Annotated in this window: 15 protein-coding genes; 5 read left to right on the top strand and 10 right to left on the bottom strand. The window is 50.6% G+C overall.

Going from position 1 to position 16369, the window contains the following annotated elements; translation table 11 throughout:
• The first annotated feature begins 155 nt into the window (after window positions 1-155).
• The 5 genes from H8K47_RS10275 (at window position 156) to H8K47_RS10255 (ending at window position 5960) form a co-directional block, all read left to right on the top strand.
• Window positions 156-1076 (top strand): AAA family ATPase, encoded by a 921-nt coding sequence (locus H8K47_RS10275; RefSeq protein ID WP_186881307.1) that lies wholly within the window; start codon window positions 156-158, stop codon window positions 1074-1076.
• Window positions 1077-1092: 16 nt separating this feature from the next.
• Window positions 1093-2079 carry a DUF58 domain-containing protein gene (locus H8K47_RS10270; protein ID WP_186881306.1) on the top strand — a complete coding sequence of 329 codons (987 nt, stop codon included), beginning with the start codon at window positions 1093-1095 and terminating at the stop codon, window positions 2077-2079.
• Entirely contained in the window at window positions 2076-4070 is a 1995-nt protein-coding gene (locus H8K47_RS10265; RefSeq protein WP_186881305.1) for a transglutaminase TgpA family protein, read from the top strand. The genes H8K47_RS10270 and H8K47_RS10265 overlap by 4 nt, the downstream gene beginning before the upstream one ends.
• Window positions 4071-4080: 10 nt before the next feature.
• Window positions 4081-5187: a lytic murein transglycosylase B gene (gene mltB / locus H8K47_RS10260; RefSeq protein WP_186881304.1), complete on the top strand. Its 1107-nt coding sequence runs from the start codon at window positions 4081-4083 to the stop codon at window positions 5185-5187.
• Window positions 5188-5660: 473 nt separating this feature from the next.
• Entirely contained in the window at window positions 5661-5960 is a 300-nt protein-coding gene (locus tag H8K47_RS10255; protein ID WP_110257001.1) for a hypothetical protein, read from the top strand.
• A 179-nt stretch (window positions 5961-6139) separates the two neighbouring features.
• On the opposite strand, the gene cysM is transcribed toward H8K47_RS10255, so the two are convergent.
• The 10 genes from cysM to aroA form a co-directional block, all read right to left on the bottom strand.
• Window positions 6140-7042 (bottom strand): cysteine synthase CysM, encoded by a 903-nt coding sequence (gene cysM / locus H8K47_RS10250; protein ID WP_186881303.1) that lies wholly within the window; start codon window positions 7040-7042, stop codon window positions 6140-6142.
• 244 nt (window positions 7043-7286) lie between these two features.
• Complete coding sequence (locus H8K47_RS10245; protein ID WP_329604165.1) at window positions 7287-7850, bottom strand: ComEA family DNA-binding protein; 564 nt, start codon at window positions 7848-7850, stop codon at window positions 7287-7289.
• A 101-nt stretch (window positions 7851-7951) separates the two neighbouring features.
• Window positions 7952-8872, bottom strand: coding sequence for a D-glycero-beta-D-manno-heptose-7-phosphate kinase (gene rfaE1, locus H8K47_RS10240; protein WP_186881302.1), 921 nt, complete (start codon window positions 8870-8872; stop codon window positions 7952-7954).
• A 9-nt stretch (window positions 8873-8881) separates the two neighbouring features.
• Window positions 8882-10255 carry a UDP-glucose dehydrogenase family protein gene (locus H8K47_RS10235; RefSeq protein WP_186881301.1) on the bottom strand — a complete coding sequence of 458 codons (1374 nt, stop codon included), beginning with the start codon at window positions 10253-10255 and terminating at the stop codon, window positions 8882-8884.
• Window positions 10256-10344: 89 nt separating this feature from the next.
• A complete protein-coding gene (gene lapB, locus H8K47_RS10230) occupies window positions 10345-11520 on the bottom strand; it encodes a lipopolysaccharide assembly protein LapB (protein WP_186881300.1) in 1176 nt (391 codons plus the stop codon).
• 58 nt (window positions 11521-11578) lie between these two features.
• Window positions 11579-11941 carry a LapA family protein gene (locus H8K47_RS10225; RefSeq protein WP_329604164.1) on the bottom strand — a complete coding sequence of 121 codons (363 nt, stop codon included), beginning with the start codon at window positions 11939-11941 and terminating at the stop codon, window positions 11579-11581.
• Between the two features lie 159 nt (window positions 11942-12100).
• Window positions 12101-12406 (bottom strand): integration host factor subunit beta, encoded by a 306-nt coding sequence (locus tag H8K47_RS10220; RefSeq protein WP_186881299.1) that lies wholly within the window; start codon window positions 12404-12406, stop codon window positions 12101-12103.
• Between the two features lie 31 nt (window positions 12407-12437).
• A complete protein-coding gene (gene rpsA, locus H8K47_RS10215; RefSeq protein ID WP_162021372.1) occupies window positions 12438-14138 on the bottom strand; it encodes a 30S ribosomal protein S1 in 1701 nt (566 codons plus the stop codon).
• 126 nt (window positions 14139-14264) lie between these two features.
• The gene (cmk, locus tag H8K47_RS10210) at window positions 14265-14936 is read right to left on the bottom strand and encodes a (d)CMP kinase (RefSeq protein ID WP_186881298.1); all 672 of its coding nucleotides are present in this window, start codon (window positions 14934-14936) and stop codon (window positions 14265-14267) included.
• 45 nt (window positions 14937-14981) lie between these two features.
• A complete protein-coding gene (aroA, locus tag H8K47_RS10205; protein ID WP_186881354.1) occupies window positions 14982-16307 on the bottom strand; it encodes a 3-phosphoshikimate 1-carboxyvinyltransferase in 1326 nt (441 codons plus the stop codon).
• Between the last annotated feature and the right edge of the window lie 62 nt (window positions 16308-16369).

Raw genomic sequence — 16369 nt, 5'->3', positions numbered from 1 at the left:
TTCAATTACCGGCAGTTTCCCGCGAATTACATAAATTTGCAAACCGGACACAATAAGTTCTGTGCGTAATCAGACGTCTGCCCGCCCGCCGTTACAACCGCGATAGCAGAATCAGATTACACTGCGAGTTTCATTCAGGGCAGAGGCAAACAGCTATGTTTTCAAAAGTGCATCGCGTGGCAGATCAGGTCAATCAAGTCATCATGGGCAAATCATCGCAAATACGTCTGGCCATGGTCTGCCTGTTGGCCGGTGGTCATCTGCTGGTTGAAGATGTCCCTGGCGTGGGCAAAACCACGCTGGCACACGCACTGGCGACCTCGCTAGGCTTACGTTTCAATCGCCTGCAATTCACCAGCGACCTGCTACCGGCAGATATCATCGGTGTCTCCGTCTTTGAGCGCGAAAAAAATCAATTCGTTTTTCATCCCGGCCCAGTGTTTACGCAGGTTTTACTGGCCGATGAAATCAACCGCGCCACACCCAAGACCCAGTCCTCGCTGCTGGAAGCGATGGAAGAACAACAGGTCTCGGCAGAAGGTCAGACGCGCCGTCTGCCCGCACCTTTCTTTGTGATTGCGACCCAAAATCCCTCGCATCAAATCGGCACCTTTCCACTACCGGAATCTCAGCTGGATCGTTTCCTGATGTGCCTGTCACTGGGTTATCCCGATGCTGCCTCAGAAAAGGCTTTGCTGGCAGGCGCAGATCGCCGCCAGTTATTGAGTCAGTTACGTGCACAAATGGCACCTGAAGAGTTTATGCAGGCGCAACAGCAAGTGCGCAACATCCATGTCTCAGCCAAACTGATCGACTATGTGTATGCACTGGCACTGGCAACGCGTCAGGGAGACGTGTTTGCGGAAGGCATGAGCCCACGCGCCTCGCTGGCCTTACTGCAGGCTGCACGTGCCTGGGCAACGCTGGAAGGGCGCGACCACGTGTTACCGGAAGACGTGCAGGCTGTGCTGGTGGCGGTGATTGCACACAGACTGCGTCCGCTCCGTGCCACTCACACACAAACCAGCGGCAATGCAGATTTGCTGTTGCAAATGATGCGCAGCGTTCCAGTCTGAAAAGTCAGTTACAAACATGGCGAATAATGCGATCCGCAGCTATCTGCGCAGAGTGATTTTTTTGGAAAAGCAGCCTGAGCCCGGCACAGTGATCCTCAAACAACGCCGGGTCTACACCTTGCCCAGCCGGCCTGGCTGGATGATGTTACTGGTGCTGCTGCTGTTATTTGTGACTGCGACCAATTACAGCCTCAGCCTGGGCTTTGCGCTGACCTTTATGCTGGCTGCCGTGATGGTGGTGAATGCCTTGCTGGGATTTCGTAATCTCGCGTATCTGGAATTACAGGCTGGCAGCCCCGATCCTGTGTTTGTGGGCGAAGAAATCCGTTTTCCGCTCTATCTGAACAATCCACGCCGCAATTCGCGCTACGCGATCTGGGTCGGCTGGCAAGCTAAGGATCAGATCAGTAAAGCCTGTGATATCGCGCCACAATCGCAGCTCAGTGTATTTTTGCATGCGCCGTCTGTACAACGCGGCTGGCAACCAGCGACCAGAATCTCGATCCAGACCTGGTTCCCACTGGGTCTGCTGCGCGCCTGGAGCACCTGGTTGCCCGATGTGCAGGCACTCGTATATCCGGCGCCGGAACTGCAGCCACCGCCACTGCCTGTGGATGGAGTAGCTTCAAGCGCCAATGCGGGTCAATACGGCGATGAAGACTTTGCCGGCGTACGCACGTACCAGCCGGGTGATCCGCTGCGCCAACTGGCATGGAAGCAGATCGCACGTGTCGATACGGCCGCTGGCGGGCAATTAGTCAGCAAACTGTTTGCAGGACAAAGTGGTGCGGACGTCGTGATTGATTTCACCCGCCTGCCACGCCGGCTAGACACGGAACTCAAGCTGGCGCGCATGTGCAGCTGGGTGCTGCAAGCGGAACGCCAGGGGTTACCCTATGCATTCCGGCTCGACACGCTGAACTTAGCGCCAGCCTTAGGTGCACAGCACAGGGATGCCTGTTTGCGTGCGCTTGCACTCTATCCGCTGGAGGCAACGTCATGAAGAACGAGGTTCTCCACGAACATCATATCAGCGCCGACAAGAGCAATACGCTGTTGCTGATGGTAGCCTGCATCAGCGTGCTGCTGCCGCATTTCTGGCACGTGAATCTGTGGGTCAGCATCGCATGCACGCTGACCCTGGGTTGGCGTATCTGGCTCACATTGACTGGTCGCCGTCTGCCGTCAATGTGGTTATTGCTACCCGCATGCCTGTTGATGATGGCGGGTATCTTCCTGAGTTTCCGCACTTTCTTTGGCAAGGAGGCAGGGGTCACGATGCTGGTGCTTTTGCTGGCCTGCAAACTACTGGAAATGTATGCCAGGCGTGACTTATTCGTGGTGCTGTTTCTCGCTTTTTTCTTGTTGCTGACCAGTTATTTTTACCAACAGACGATAGGCGTTGCCCTGTTAAGCCTGTGCTCAGTTGGTCTGCTGTTGAGTGCCCAAATTTCATTTCAGTATACAGGCATACTGCCGCCGCTGAGACAACGCTTAAGTGCTGGTTTTTCTATGCTTGGCCTCGCACTACCGCTGATGTTGTGTGCTTTTTTTCTGTTCCCGCGCATACAGGGGCCGCTCTGGGGTCTGCCTGGGGATGCGGGCCAGGGCCGTTCCGGTTTATCCAATAGCATGACGCCGGGCGGTATCAGTAATCTGGTCTTGTCGGAAGAAATCGCATTCCGGGTCAAATTTGATCAGGCACCGCCCACAAAAAACCTGCAGTACTGGCGCGGTATCGTGATGACCGACTACGATGGAAAAAGCTGGACACCAGGTCGCCGCTATCAGCAAGACACCGGCCAACTACGCGTCACCGGCAAGCCGCTGCGGCAGCTCATTATTCTGGAACCACACAGCCAGCATTGGTTGTTCGCGCTGGAGTTAAGCCACCGCACCCCACGTTTCACAGACGGTACTGACAGTCTGATGAGCAATGCATCCGAGCTGCGTTCACGCACACCGCTACAACAACGAGTACGCTATGAAGTCGAGTCTTATCCTGACTTCCGGCTGGATGCCCAGGCCGACTTGCAAGACATGGCTAGTGAGCTCAGTCTGCCGGTCGGTGTCAATCCGCGTACGCAGGCCTATGCACGTGAATTACGCCAGCAACAAGGCAGTCATCAGGCATATATTCAGGCTGTACTGCAACACTTCAGGCAACAAAATTTTATTTACACGCTGGAACCTGCGCGGCTGGGCAGAGATGCGATCGATGATTTTTTGTTTTCTACCCGCGCCGGTTTTTGTGAACATTATGCGAGCGCTTTCGTGGTCTTAATGCGTGCGGCCGGGATACCGGCCCGTATCGTCACTGGCTATCAGGGCGGTAACCTGAATACGGTAGACGGCTATTTTGAAGTACGTCAGTCGGATGCGCATGCCTGGGCCGAGGTCTGGTTAAGCGGCCAGGGCTGGACCAGGGTAGATCCGACAGCCGCGGTAGCGCCTGAGCGCGTGATGCAAAATCTGAGCAGGGCTCTGCCAGCCAGCGGCCTGGCCGGCCTGGTCAACCTGGCGCTGCAAGGAAACTCGTTCAGCCAGGCCTTGCGCATGCAATGGGATGCGATGAACAATAACTGGAATCAGTGGGTACTCAATTACAATCAACAAGGGCAACAATCTCTGCTCAGCAAACTCGGATGGAAGGATGTCGACTGGGTACAAATGACATGGATACTGTTCCTGTCTGGCAGCCTTGTCCTGGGCGTGATCAGTCTGCCTTTGCTGCTTAACAAACCAGCTACCCCGGCACTTGATAGAGTATACTTTTCATTTTGCCACCGGATGGCCGGGAAAGCGCTTCCACGCGAACCACATGAAGGCCCACAAGCCTATCTGGCGCGGCTGCAAGCCAGGCTGGCCCCGGAAGAATGGCAAAGAGCGAAAGCATTTATTGATTTCTATAGCCTGTGCAGCTATGGCAATCATGCTGGCTCCGATGCGGCCGCTCTGAAACAATTAAAGCAGTTACTGTCTGCGTGTAAATAAACTGGATGTTATGCTGATCGCTCGCCCTTCCCTTCTCCTCACTGGCCTGACGCTGTTACTGGCTTGCTCCTTACATAACGGCGCTCTTGCCGCTGATAAAAAAGTCTCAAAAAAAACGGCGAAAACGACGAATAGCACGTCCACTCAACAACAGGAAAATGTGCACTTCGAGCAGTGGAAAGAAGTAGAGGTCTTCATCAGCCAAATGGTGACTTTGCATGGCTTCGAAGAAGAAAAATTAAGGCAGTTATTTTCTCAGGTCAGGCATGTGGAATCGGCCAGACAATTGATGAAGCCTGCGCCTCCCGGCAAGCCTAAAAATTGGAAGGTCTATCGCAGTCGCTTCGTTGAGCCTTATCGTATCGCAGCGGGCGTACAGTTTTGGAACCAGTATGCCGAAGCGCTGGACAGGGCAGAACGGCAATATGGCATACCAGCCGAAATTATCGTCGGACTGATAGGCGTAGAAACCATATTCGGCAAGCATACCGGCAGCTTCCGCGTACTGGATGCCCTGACCACACTGGCATTTGATTACCCGGACACCCCAACCAGAAGCACGCGTATGCAATATTTCCGTGATGAGCTCATGCAAATGTTATTGATCGCCAGAGATTCCCAGGTCGATCCATTTGCCTTCAAAGGCTCTTATGCAGGCGCGATAGGCTGGCCGCAATTCATGCCTGGCAGCATACGGAAATATGCGGTAGATTTTGATGGTGATGGCCGCATTAATCTGACCAATTCACCCATCGATGCGATTGGCAGCGTTGCTCATTATCTTGCGGAACACGGTTGGAAACCGGGGGTGTCTGTCACCTTCCCAGCCACCCTGCTCAGCGATGATAAAGAAGCCCTGCGCACGGTGCTGTCACAAGGCCTGCGTGCCAGCTATACGTATCAGGAATTGAGTAAATTGGCCAGCAGTGCCAGTGCTGATATCGCGCCGCAACTCAAAGTTGGATTAGTTGACTTGCAAAATGGCGATGATGCGACGGAATATTGGATTGCAACCGATAACTTCTATGCGATTACCCAATACAACCGCAGTTACTTCTACGCGATGTCTGTGATTGATTTGGGCCGCGTCATCCGTCAGGCGCGGGAACAAATGTAATGACTCTTTTTGCTTCGTTATTACTGGATACCACGACTGGATGCGGTCGCTGATCCAGACTTGAAAATACCTCTGTGTAGCGTGTTACCAAGCACGCACAAATTTCACAAAAGAAATAATAAATGCAATTCTACGAAACTTTTTTAACAATATCTTTCGTTTTCACCAATTGATCTCAAGCATATTTTGCCCAATACTTCAGGTGCAGGCAATTGTTAGCTTGTAAAAAAAGCGAATGAAATCAATTGGTAATCTATTAAAAAAGTAAATTGCTTTTCAGCTTGTATTGATCTACAGTACTATTGCCTTATAGACACAATGGCGTAAATAGCACTCCCTGTGCCAAGAAATTTAACAATGTTTTGCTATTTTTCTGATAAGCAATTTCTGTTTTAAAGATACAATATTACCGTTTGATTAATTTCATTGAAGCAATTAAATCAGGCATCAATAGACTAGATAGCGAGGTAATTATGGCAAATCTGACCCAGCTTGAATCAGATGAAATCGACTACGATCCAAACAATTTGTTGGACACTCTGATCAAGCAATTGCACTTAAAAAACGACGCAGCCCTCTCCAGAGCTTTGGAAGTTGCGCCTCCAGTAATCAGTAAAATCAGACATCGTCGCCTGCCGGTTGGCGCATCGCTGCTGATCCGCATGCATGAAATCAGCGATGTCAGCATCAAAGAACTGCGCGAACTGATGGGTGACCGTCGTGCGAAGTTCCGTATCAGCGACAAGCAGTTTAAACCAAAAGACGCTGCATAAATAAGCCTTGCCGTCCGCGTCTAGCGGATAGTCCAGGTAAAATACCGAAACTGCTAATTCAGCACTTTCGGTATTTTTTTTGATTCCGAAAAAAAAGCGTACAAGTGTTAGTCTTGTACGCTTTTTCAGTTAAGTCAGCGAAATTTGGCGATTTCACACCAGGCTTACTTAGCAAGGACTCAGGCTGGAAATACGCCTGTCGATAAATAACGATCTCCGCGATCACAAACGATAAACACGATCGTTGCATTTTCCACGGTTTCAGCAAGGCGTAAGGCCACCTCACAGGCACCAGCTGCTGAAATTCCGCAAAAAATCCCTTCCTCGACTGCCATTCTGCGCGCCATATGCTCAGCGTCCGCCTGACTGACGGAAATTACCTGATCCACTCTGGCTTTGTCATAAATCTTAGGCAAATATGCTTCCGGCCATTTACGGATGCCAGGAATAGAGGAGCCATCCTCAGGCTGGGCACCGATGATCTGTATCTCAGGGTTTTGATTCTTCAGATAGGCTGAAACGCCCATGATCGTGCCGGTTGTCCCCATCGCACTCACAAAATGGGTGACTCGCCCGCCTGTGTCACGCCAGATTTCCGGCCCCGTCGCTTCAAAGTGAGCCAGTGGATTATCCTGATTGGCAAATTGATCCAGAATCACACCCTGCCCCTCTTTTTGCATTTGCTCAGCCAGGTCACGCGCATACTCCATGCCGCCTGTTTTTGGTGTCAGGATAATCTGTGCGCCGTACGCAGCCATACTCTGGCGGCGCTCTATGCTCAAATTCTCAGGCATCAGCAATACCATTTTGTAACCGCGCATGGCAGCAGCCATCGCCAGCGCAATGCCAGTATTCCCGCTGGTTGCTTCAATCAGTGTGTCCCCAGGTTTGATTTCACCACGCTCTTCAGCACGTTTAATCATGGACAATGCAGGCCGGTCCTTGACGGAGCCAGCGGGGTTATTGCCTTCCAGCTTACCGAGAATGACATTATTGCGCAGCGCATTTTTTTCACCCGGCAATCTTTGCAAACGAACCAAAGGCGTGTTGCCGATAGTATCTTCAATAGTCAGATAGGACATAGTCTCATTCTCAGATAGGTAAGTGCTTATTTTAATGCTTGTCGCAAGGACTTGCAGTCAGCAAACGTCTAAGCTCAGACAAAAAACGACTAAAACCCTTGCCAGTCCTTGATTGCACTGACAAATTCATCCGAAAAATCATTGACTTAGGAAATTTGAATAAGGCTTATATCAATTTCGAATAAGCTAATAAAAAAGCCTCTGATGCGATCAGAGGCTGGGGTAATTTTCAGATACAGACAAATTACTTGGTTTTTCCTTCCTTAGCAGAAGCAGATGCTTCAGTTTTTTCAGCTTTTGCGGCTTTTGCTGATTTATCCGACTTATCGGCAGCATCAGCTTTGACTTTATCAGCCGTTTTTTCTGCTTTTTCAGCCTTTTCTGCTTTTGGTGCTTTCGCTGCTTTTTCTACCTTGTCTGTTTTTTCAGCTTTATCGGACTTCTCGGCTTTAGCTGCTTTTTCCGCTTTTGCTGGTGCAGCTTTAGCCGGCGCACCCGATTTAGCCTGTCCATTGACAGTCAAGCCAGCTTCAGACAATTTAGTGCCAGTTTTATCGCCAATTCCTTTTACACGCGATTCAAAATCAGCCCAGTCTTTGAAACTGCCATTTTTTGTACGCTCATCGATAATCGCCTTGGACTTAGCTGGCCCCAGACCTTTGATGCCATCTAAAGCAGCCTGATCTCCCTTATTTACATCCACATCAGCAAATGCAAAACCCATACTGAACATCAAAGCAGCAACTGCGAAGAATAATTTCTTTAACATGGAATCACTCCCTAAATAGTCATCATTGTCATCAAGCAAGGAACCCGTTTTTTAAAGCGGGAGAACGATAAAAACGCTCTGTTCCTATTAACGCAGAAATTTCGACAAGGTTGACTAAATTTTACTATTTTTAATACAATTCACTGCTGTGGGAACAATTCTGCTTCAGTCACTGTTGCGGTTCCCAGCTTACCAACAACGATGCCGCCCGCGCGATTGGCGATATGTACCGCATCCTCGAGCGTCATACCATTTGCTAACATCACTGCCATCGTTGCGATCACCGTATCGCCAGCACCGGAAACATCAAATACTTCACGCGCAACAGCAGGGACGTGAGTGACGGTGTTTTCTGTGAACAAGGTCATTCCCTCTTCGGAACGGGTTAACAATAAGGCGCGTAAGTTCAGGGAACGGCGCAGATTCTGCGCTTTTTCCTGCAAATCTGCCTCGGATGCCCAGTCACCGATAATCTGTTTGAGTTCCGACTTGTTGGGCGTGAGCAAATCTGCACCCGCATATTTAGAAAAGTCGCTGCCTTTCGGGTCGACCAGAACAATTTTTCCCTGTTGCTTAGCCAGTTGCAACATCGCCGGTACATTGACCAAACTACCTTTGGCATAATCCGAAAATACTACGACATCAAAACCAGACACCAGCGCGTTGAAACGATTCAACTTATCGCGTAATACACTATCTGTCGGCTTTTCTTCAAAATCGATACGTATCAGTTGCTGCTGGCGACCAATCACCCTGAGTTTAATAATGGTGGATATCTGAGAATCGCGGCTCAGGTAGCTCGAAATATGATGCTTTTCCAGTAAAGATTCAATTGAGTTACCCGCCTCATCATCACCAATTACCCCCATCAGTGCGGCACTAGCGCCTAACGCCAGCGCATTCAATGCCACGTTCGCTGCGCCACCCAGGCGTTCCTCGCGCCGCTCCACTCGCACAATCGGAACCGGTGCTTCCGGCGAAATACGATTGACCTCGCCAAACCAGTAACGGTCCAGCATCACATCACCGGCAACCAGGATGCGCTTATCTTTTTGCAACATCACTTCACCTCAAATGCGCGTGAGCACAGAGCGACCAATGCCGTGATATTCGATTTGCAGTTCATTCATGACAGCAGGCTCGAATAAATTGCGTCCATCAAAAATAACGGCTTGCTTCAAACGCGCTTTGACTTGATCAAAATCAGGACTGCGGAAGGCCTTCCATTCAGTGACTATCGCGAGTGCATCAGCCGCATCCAATGCCTCCATAGGATTGCTCGCGTAACGTATATTGTTGAGCAATTCCGGCGCATCGTAGAAATCGAGTTCAAATACGCGCTTCGCTTCTTCCATAGAAACCGGATCGTACACTGCCACAGTCGCACCGTTGCGTAACAATTCACCAATCAGCACACGGGACGAAGCTGCGCGCATATCATCAGTATTCGGCTTAAACGCCAGGCCCCAGATCGCAAAATGCTTGCCGACCAGCTGATTGTCGAATCGCGCCTGTATCTTGCTGCCCAATACCTGTTTTTGTCTCGCATTGACTGCTTCTACTGCCTGCAGTATCAACAGATTCAGCCCATATTCCTGGGCGGTGCGCTCTAAGGCCTGCACATCTTTAGGGAAGCAAGAGCCGCCATAGCCGCAACCTGCATACAGGAAGCTGTGACCAATACGCGGATCAGATCCTATGCCATGGCGTACTGCCTCAATATCGGCACCGACATGGTCTGCCAGATTTGCCAGTTCATTCATGAATGAGATACGGGTGGCCAGCATTGCATTGGCAGCATACTTAGTGAATTCAGCTGAACGCACATCCATCCAGTAAGTACGTTCATGATTGCGGTTAAACGGCGCATACAGCTTCTTCATCATACTGCGTGCTTTTTCACCCTGAGCGGAAGAGTCGCAGCCGATCACAATTCGGTCCGGACGCATGAAGTCCTCAACCGCTGCACCTTCTTTCAGGAATTCAGGATTCGACACGACAGAAAACTCTGCTTGTGAAGCACGCTGACTGAGCTCGTCTCTCAATGCAGCAGCGACACGATCTGCGGTCCCGACTGGTACCGTGGACTTGTCTACCACCACTTTAAAGCCATTCATATACTTGCCGATGTTACGTGCAGCAGCGAGTACATACTGCAGGTCTGCCGAACCATCTTCATCTGGCGGCGTTCCTACCGCAATAAACTGTACCTCACCATGCGCAACACTGGCGGCCACATCAGTAGAAAACTGAATACGCCCGGCAGCACGGTTACGCGCCACGATTTCTTCCAGTCCAGGTTCATGAATAGGGATACCGCCACTGTTAAGTATGTCGATCTTACGTTGATCCACATCCAGGCAAAATACATCGTTACCTAATTCTGCCAGGCAAGCACCTGTCACCAGACCTACATAGCCAGTGCCAATAATGGTAATTTTCATATTGTGATCACAGTCTTAAAAAATATTGATATCGCCTGTGGTGTGGTGACTGCAGTCTGTTCAGACCACAAACCAGCACCACAGCCGCTTCAGTTCATCACGTTCAATTCTTCGGTACGTCTTGGGGGATAGGTTTCCCAACGGCTGCAGCCGGGGCAATGCCAATAAAACTGACGTGCTTTGAAGCCACAATGTGAACATTGATAGCGTGCCAGTTTCTGCGCATAGCCATGTACCAGATTTTTTACGATAGTCAGCTCTGGGCGCATTTCCATTGGGGCATCAAGCAGACGCGCATCCAGCAGTTTATCGAGACCAAGCAAGGTCGGGGTGCGGCGCAACTCATCCTTCACGATTTGATTCGCGGCATCTATCCCCTCTAGCTCCAGACTGGCCTTAAATACGACTTCCAATAAATCAATCGATTGGGCTTCTGACAGATAATTCCTAAGCAGACTCAAGCCCTCTTCCGGACGTTCAAGTTTGCGGTAACCATCCATCAGACGCTGTGCAACCAGCGCTACATGCGGCACGCTTTGTTGCTCCACCCGTCGCCAGGCCAATACCGCTTTTTCGGTATCGCCATTTTTCTGATACACGTCGCCTAACAGAATAGTCGCGCGCACATTGTTTCTGTCTATTGCCAGCGCCTTATCCAGCATCGCAATTGCTGCATCTGCATTCGTGTGCACCAGTTCATCCTGCGCCATCTCACAATAGAATTGGGCTATTTCTTTTTGACGGCCACCGGCACCGGCTTCTTGTAATGCAAACGCCGCATCCACCGCGCGCGCCCATTCTTTTTCGCGCTGATAAATTTCTAGCAGCGCTCTTCTGGCCTGAGCCTCAAACGAGCTTGCTACTAACTGATTAAACGTTTCTTCAGCACGATCCAGCAGTCCTGCCTTCAGATAATCCTGTCCCAGTTCAAACATCGCCTGGGTTTTTTGCTCAGTCGGCAAATCAGGTCGTGCTAATAAATTCTGATGTACACGGATCGCACGTTCAGTCTCACCACGACGGCGAAACAGGTTACCGAGTGCAAAGTGCAATTCGACTGCTTCCGGGTCAAGGCGCACAATATCGATGAAGGCATCGATAGCTTTATCCGGCTGTTCATTCAGCAGGAAATTGAGTCCTTTAAAATAGCCGCTAGGCAGGCTGCGGGACTCCGACATTAATTGACGGATATCCACACGTGCAGCTATCCAGCCTAAAGCAAAAAACAAGGGGATGCCAAGCAACCACCAAATTTCAAATTCCATTTTTTCTTATTTCTCTAGGGAGTTGTGATCTGGACTCTGCGTCCTGTTTCCACACAGATCAGGTATTCCGAATGCTATCAGGTTGCGGTGCCTGCGTGCTGGCCAAAGCCGCCGCTTCACGCTCTTTCTCAATATCTGCCAGCGTTTTCTTATGGCGCGACAGATCACGCCGGTGACGGTAAATCATAGGCACCATGGCCAACGCTCCCAATACGGCTCCGCCGATGAAAAACAGCAGCAGCATAATGACCAGCGGCGCAGATTGTTGATACCCGAAAAAATACTGTAAGGTCACGATCTGATCATTCTTCAACGCAAAACCGAAGAACAAAACAAATAATATGATTGCTACAAATCGGGAAACATATTTCATGAGCACATCCTTCAATGATGACGGGACTGCTGCAAATTTGCTTTGCATCTATCCCTGAGTGTGGCGCTGTCTGATCACCCTTGTGATCCATGTCATGACTTTTATAAGTTCGCCATGAGCAAGAATACATTGTACTGAAAAAAAACGGCATATCGGAAACCGATACACCGTTTTTTACCATCTTCAATCACGTTGCTGTCTGCTCATCTACTCATCATGGATGGGTTGCCCCACCATAGCATCCACACGCTCGCGTAATTCCTTACCTGGCTTGAAATGAGGGACCCGCTTTTCAGGCACCATCACTTTGTCGCCAGACTTAGGGTTACGCCCTATTCTCGGTGGACGGCTGTTCAGAGCAAAGCTGCCAAAACCACGGATCTCTATCCTTTGCCCTGTCGCCAGCGCATCAGACATTGCATCCAGTATCGTTTTAACAGCGATATCCACATCCTTTGCAACCAGTTGCGGATATCGCTCTGCCAGACGAGCAATCAGCTCCGACTTCGTCATATTTTATAAAACCTGATGACTGAGATTGAGCTTAGTTTTTGTTGTCGAGCTTAGCTTTCAACAATGCGCCCAGGCTGGTTGTGCCGGATGCTGCGTTAGCGTCAGTAGACATTTTTTGCATTGCTTCCTGAGTTTCAGCGCTGTCTTTTGCTTTGATAGACAACTGAATACCACGTGCTTTGCGGTCGATGTTCAGGATCAGCGCTTCAACTGCGTCGCCGACTTTCAGGTGTGTACCAGCATCTTCCACGCGGTCACGGGAGATTTCGGATGCACGCAGATAGCCTTCTACGTCGTCAGCCAACTGAACAACTGCGCCTTTAGCTTCAACAGACTTCACAGTACCAGTTACAACAGCACCTTTGTCGTTCATTGCGCAGTAGTTGTTGAATGGGTCGCCTTCCAGTTGCTTAACGCCCAGGGAAACGCGCTCACGCTCAACGTCGATTGCCAGAACAACGGCTTCCAGTTCGTCACCTTTCTTGAACTTGCGAACTGCTTCTTCGCCTGTTTCGTTCCAAGACAGGTCAGACAAGTGAACCAGACCGTCGATGTTGCCGGACAAGCCAATGAATACGCCGAAGTCAGTGATCGATTTGATCGCGCCACGTACTTTGTCGCCTTTCTTGTGATTGATCGCGAAATCATCCCAAGGATTAGCTTTACATTGTTTCATGCCCAGGCTGATACGACGACGTTCTTCGTCGATTTCCAGAACCATAACTTCAACTTCGTCGCCCAATTGAACAACTTTGTTTGGAGCAACGTTTTTGTTTGTCCAGTCCATTTCGGAAACGTGAACCAGACCTTCGATACCTTGTTCTACTTCAACGAACGCACCGTAGTCGGTCAGGTTAGTTACTTTACCGAACAGACGTGTGTTCGCTGGGTAACGACGGGACAAGCCTGTCCATGGATCGTCGCCCAATTGTTTTACGCCCAGGGACACACGGTTTTTCTCTTGGTCGAACTTCAATACTTTTGCAGTGATTTCCTGACCAACTGTCAACACCTCGGAAGGGTGACGTACACGGCGCCATGCCAGGTCAGTGATGTGCAACAGACCATCGATGCCACCCAGATCAACGAACGCACCGTAGTCGGTGATGTTTTTAACAACACCAGTAACCACTGTACCTTCTTTCAGGGTTTCCATCAGTTTCTGACGCTCTTCGCCCATGGATGCCTCAACCACAGCGCGGCGGGACAGAACAACGTTGTTACGCTTACGATCCAGCTTGATAACCTTGAATTCCATGGTTTTGCCTTCGTAAGGAGTTGTATCCTTAACTGGGCGTGTGTCAACCAAAGAACCTGGCAGGAAAGCGCGGATGCCGTTGGTCAGAACAGTCAGACCACCTTTAACTTTGCCATTGACTGTACCAGTAACGATCTCGCCAGACTCCAGCGCTTTTTCGAGCGCGAGCCAGGATGCCAGACGTTTTGCTTTATCGCGGGACAGGATAGTGTCGCCGAAACCGTTTTCCAGAGAGTCAATCGCTACGGAAACGAAATCGCCAACGTTAACTTCCAGGTCGCCCTGGTCGTTTTTGAATTCTTCAACAGGGATGAAGGCTTCAGATTTCAAGCCTGCGTTCACGATCACGAAGTTGTGGTCGATACGAACGACTTCAGCAGAAATCACTTCACCGGAACGCATATCCTGACGTGACAGGGACTCTTCGAACAAAGCTGCGAAGCTGTCTGCACCGGTTGCGAAATCTTGGGACATGTATACTGTAGACATAATATTTACGGGTTAGCCGGAATAGTACAAAGCGTCTATTTACCGGGTTAGGTTGAACAACCCATTGCCAAGCTTGCCTTTACAATGGGGACTTACACGCACAAACCAGCACTACATTGCTCGCTGTGCTTCCGCGTACCATTCCAACACCTGCTGCACTGCCTGTTCGGCATTCATCTCAGAGGTATCAAGGATGATGGCGTCTGGCGCGGGTTTGAGGGGCGCTGTTGCGCGGGAACTATCCCTTGCATCGCGTTCTGTCAAATCTTTTACCAAGTCTTCCATATTAGCAGCAATTCCCTTTTCAATCAATTGCTTATATCGGCGACTGGCTCTGGCCTCGGCGCTGGCGGTCAAAAAGACTTTTAATCTTGCGTCGGGGAAAATAACCGTTCCCATATCCCGTCCATCCGCCACCAGGCCCACGCCATCACGGAAAGAAACTTGCAACTCTACCAATGCCTGTCGCACCTGGGGTAACACGGCAATCTGTGAGGCAGAGACACCGATTTGTTCAGCACGTACCGCATCCGTCACATCTTGGCCGCCGAGCAGTACGTGACCATGCTGAAACTGACAAGGCAGCGTACGTGCCAAGGCAGCAATGCCTGCCTCATCCTGCAAGGAAACACCGGTGCGAATGGCCATCAAGGCAGTCAGGCGGTACAAGGCGCCGGAATCCAGGTATTGAAAACCCAGATGTTTGGCGACCCTGTGTGCGACCGTGCCTTTGCCTGAGGCGGTCGGGCCGTCGATAGTGATGACGATGCTAGCTGGGTTCATACGCACTCCTTTAATTCTGTTCCCTGAAAAGGGCAGGATTGTACTTCAGAACAATTCCTCATGATGAATCTGAGCAAATACCTGAAAATAGTCAGGAAAAGTCTTGGCCACACAATGCGGTTCCAGGATACGCATAGCAGCACCGCGCCGCGCCTTGCCATCCAGGCTGGCGAGCGAGAAGCACATCGCCATACGGTGATCGTCATAGGTTGCGATACTGGCTGGCTGTATCTGTGCCGGTGGCGTCACGCTCATATAGTCAGCACCCTCCTCCACTTGTGCACCGAGCTTACGCAATTCCGTCGCCATCGCTGACAAGCGATCGGTTTCCTTCACGCGCCAGCTTGCGATATTACGTAAAGTGGTGGTGCCATTCGCGTATAAAGCCGTGACTGCAATAGTCATCGCAGCATCAGGGATATGATTAAAATCCATATCAATGGCCTGCAACACACCACCCGAACGCGCCTCTATCCAATTCTCGCCACGGGTAATCACTGCACCCATTTTTTCCAGTGCTTCGGCAAAGCGGATATCGCCCTGAATGCTGTCGCGTCCTACGCCTTCTACTCTGACCGGCCCGCCTGCAATCGCACCGGCCGCCAGAAAATACGAGGCGGAGGAAGCATCGCCCTCAACATGGATCATGCCCGGTGACACATAGCGCTGGCCTTTGCGGATCACAAACGCCTGCCAGCCTTCACGCTCTACCGTAACGCCGAAACGCTGCATCAGATTCAGAGTAATTTCTATGTAAGGCTTGGAAATTAATTCACCCAACACCTCGATGCGCACATCATACGTCTTCGCCATCAGCGGTGCAGCCATCAGCAAAGCCGTCAGGAATTGCGACGAAACATTACCTTTCACCTGCAACTGCTGTGCATGAATGTGACCACGCTGGATATGCAACGGCGGATAGCCAGCCTGTCCGGTGTAAGCGATCTGCGCACCCGCATGATTCAGCGCATCGACCAGATCCCCGATAGGCCGTTCATGCATGCGCGGCACGCCATGTATCGTATAGTCACCGCCCAGCACAGCCAATGCTGCCACCAGCGGACGGATTGCCGTACCGGCATTACCCATAAACAGATCAGCATGATGCTGAGGAAAGGCAGCAGCACAGCCTTTGACCAGGTAATCCTGCGAACTGCCTTGCTGCTCCCAGTGCACACCCAGTTTTTGCAAGGCATTCAGCATCACCAGGGTATCATCCGAGGCCAGCAAGTCCTTGATCAAGGTTTCACCTTCTGCCAACGCAGCCAACAGCAAGGTACGGTTAGAAATACTCTTCGATCCCGGCAAACGCACTGTGCCCTGCACCGACATCACGGGCTGCAAATCGAGGTAAGGAGGATACTGCTTGATGGCTTGATTCATAATCTGGTCTGTAAAATTCGTTTTTTACTGAGGCAATGAGAGGCGCAGCG

Origin of the sequence: Cognatundibacterium rugosum (genome assembly GCF_014284365.1) — a bacterium.
GTDB lineage: Bacteria > Pseudomonadota > Gammaproteobacteria > Burkholderiales > Burkholderiaceae_D > Undibacterium > Undibacterium rugosum.
This window is presented reverse-complemented; position numbering and strand designations above follow the sequence as displayed.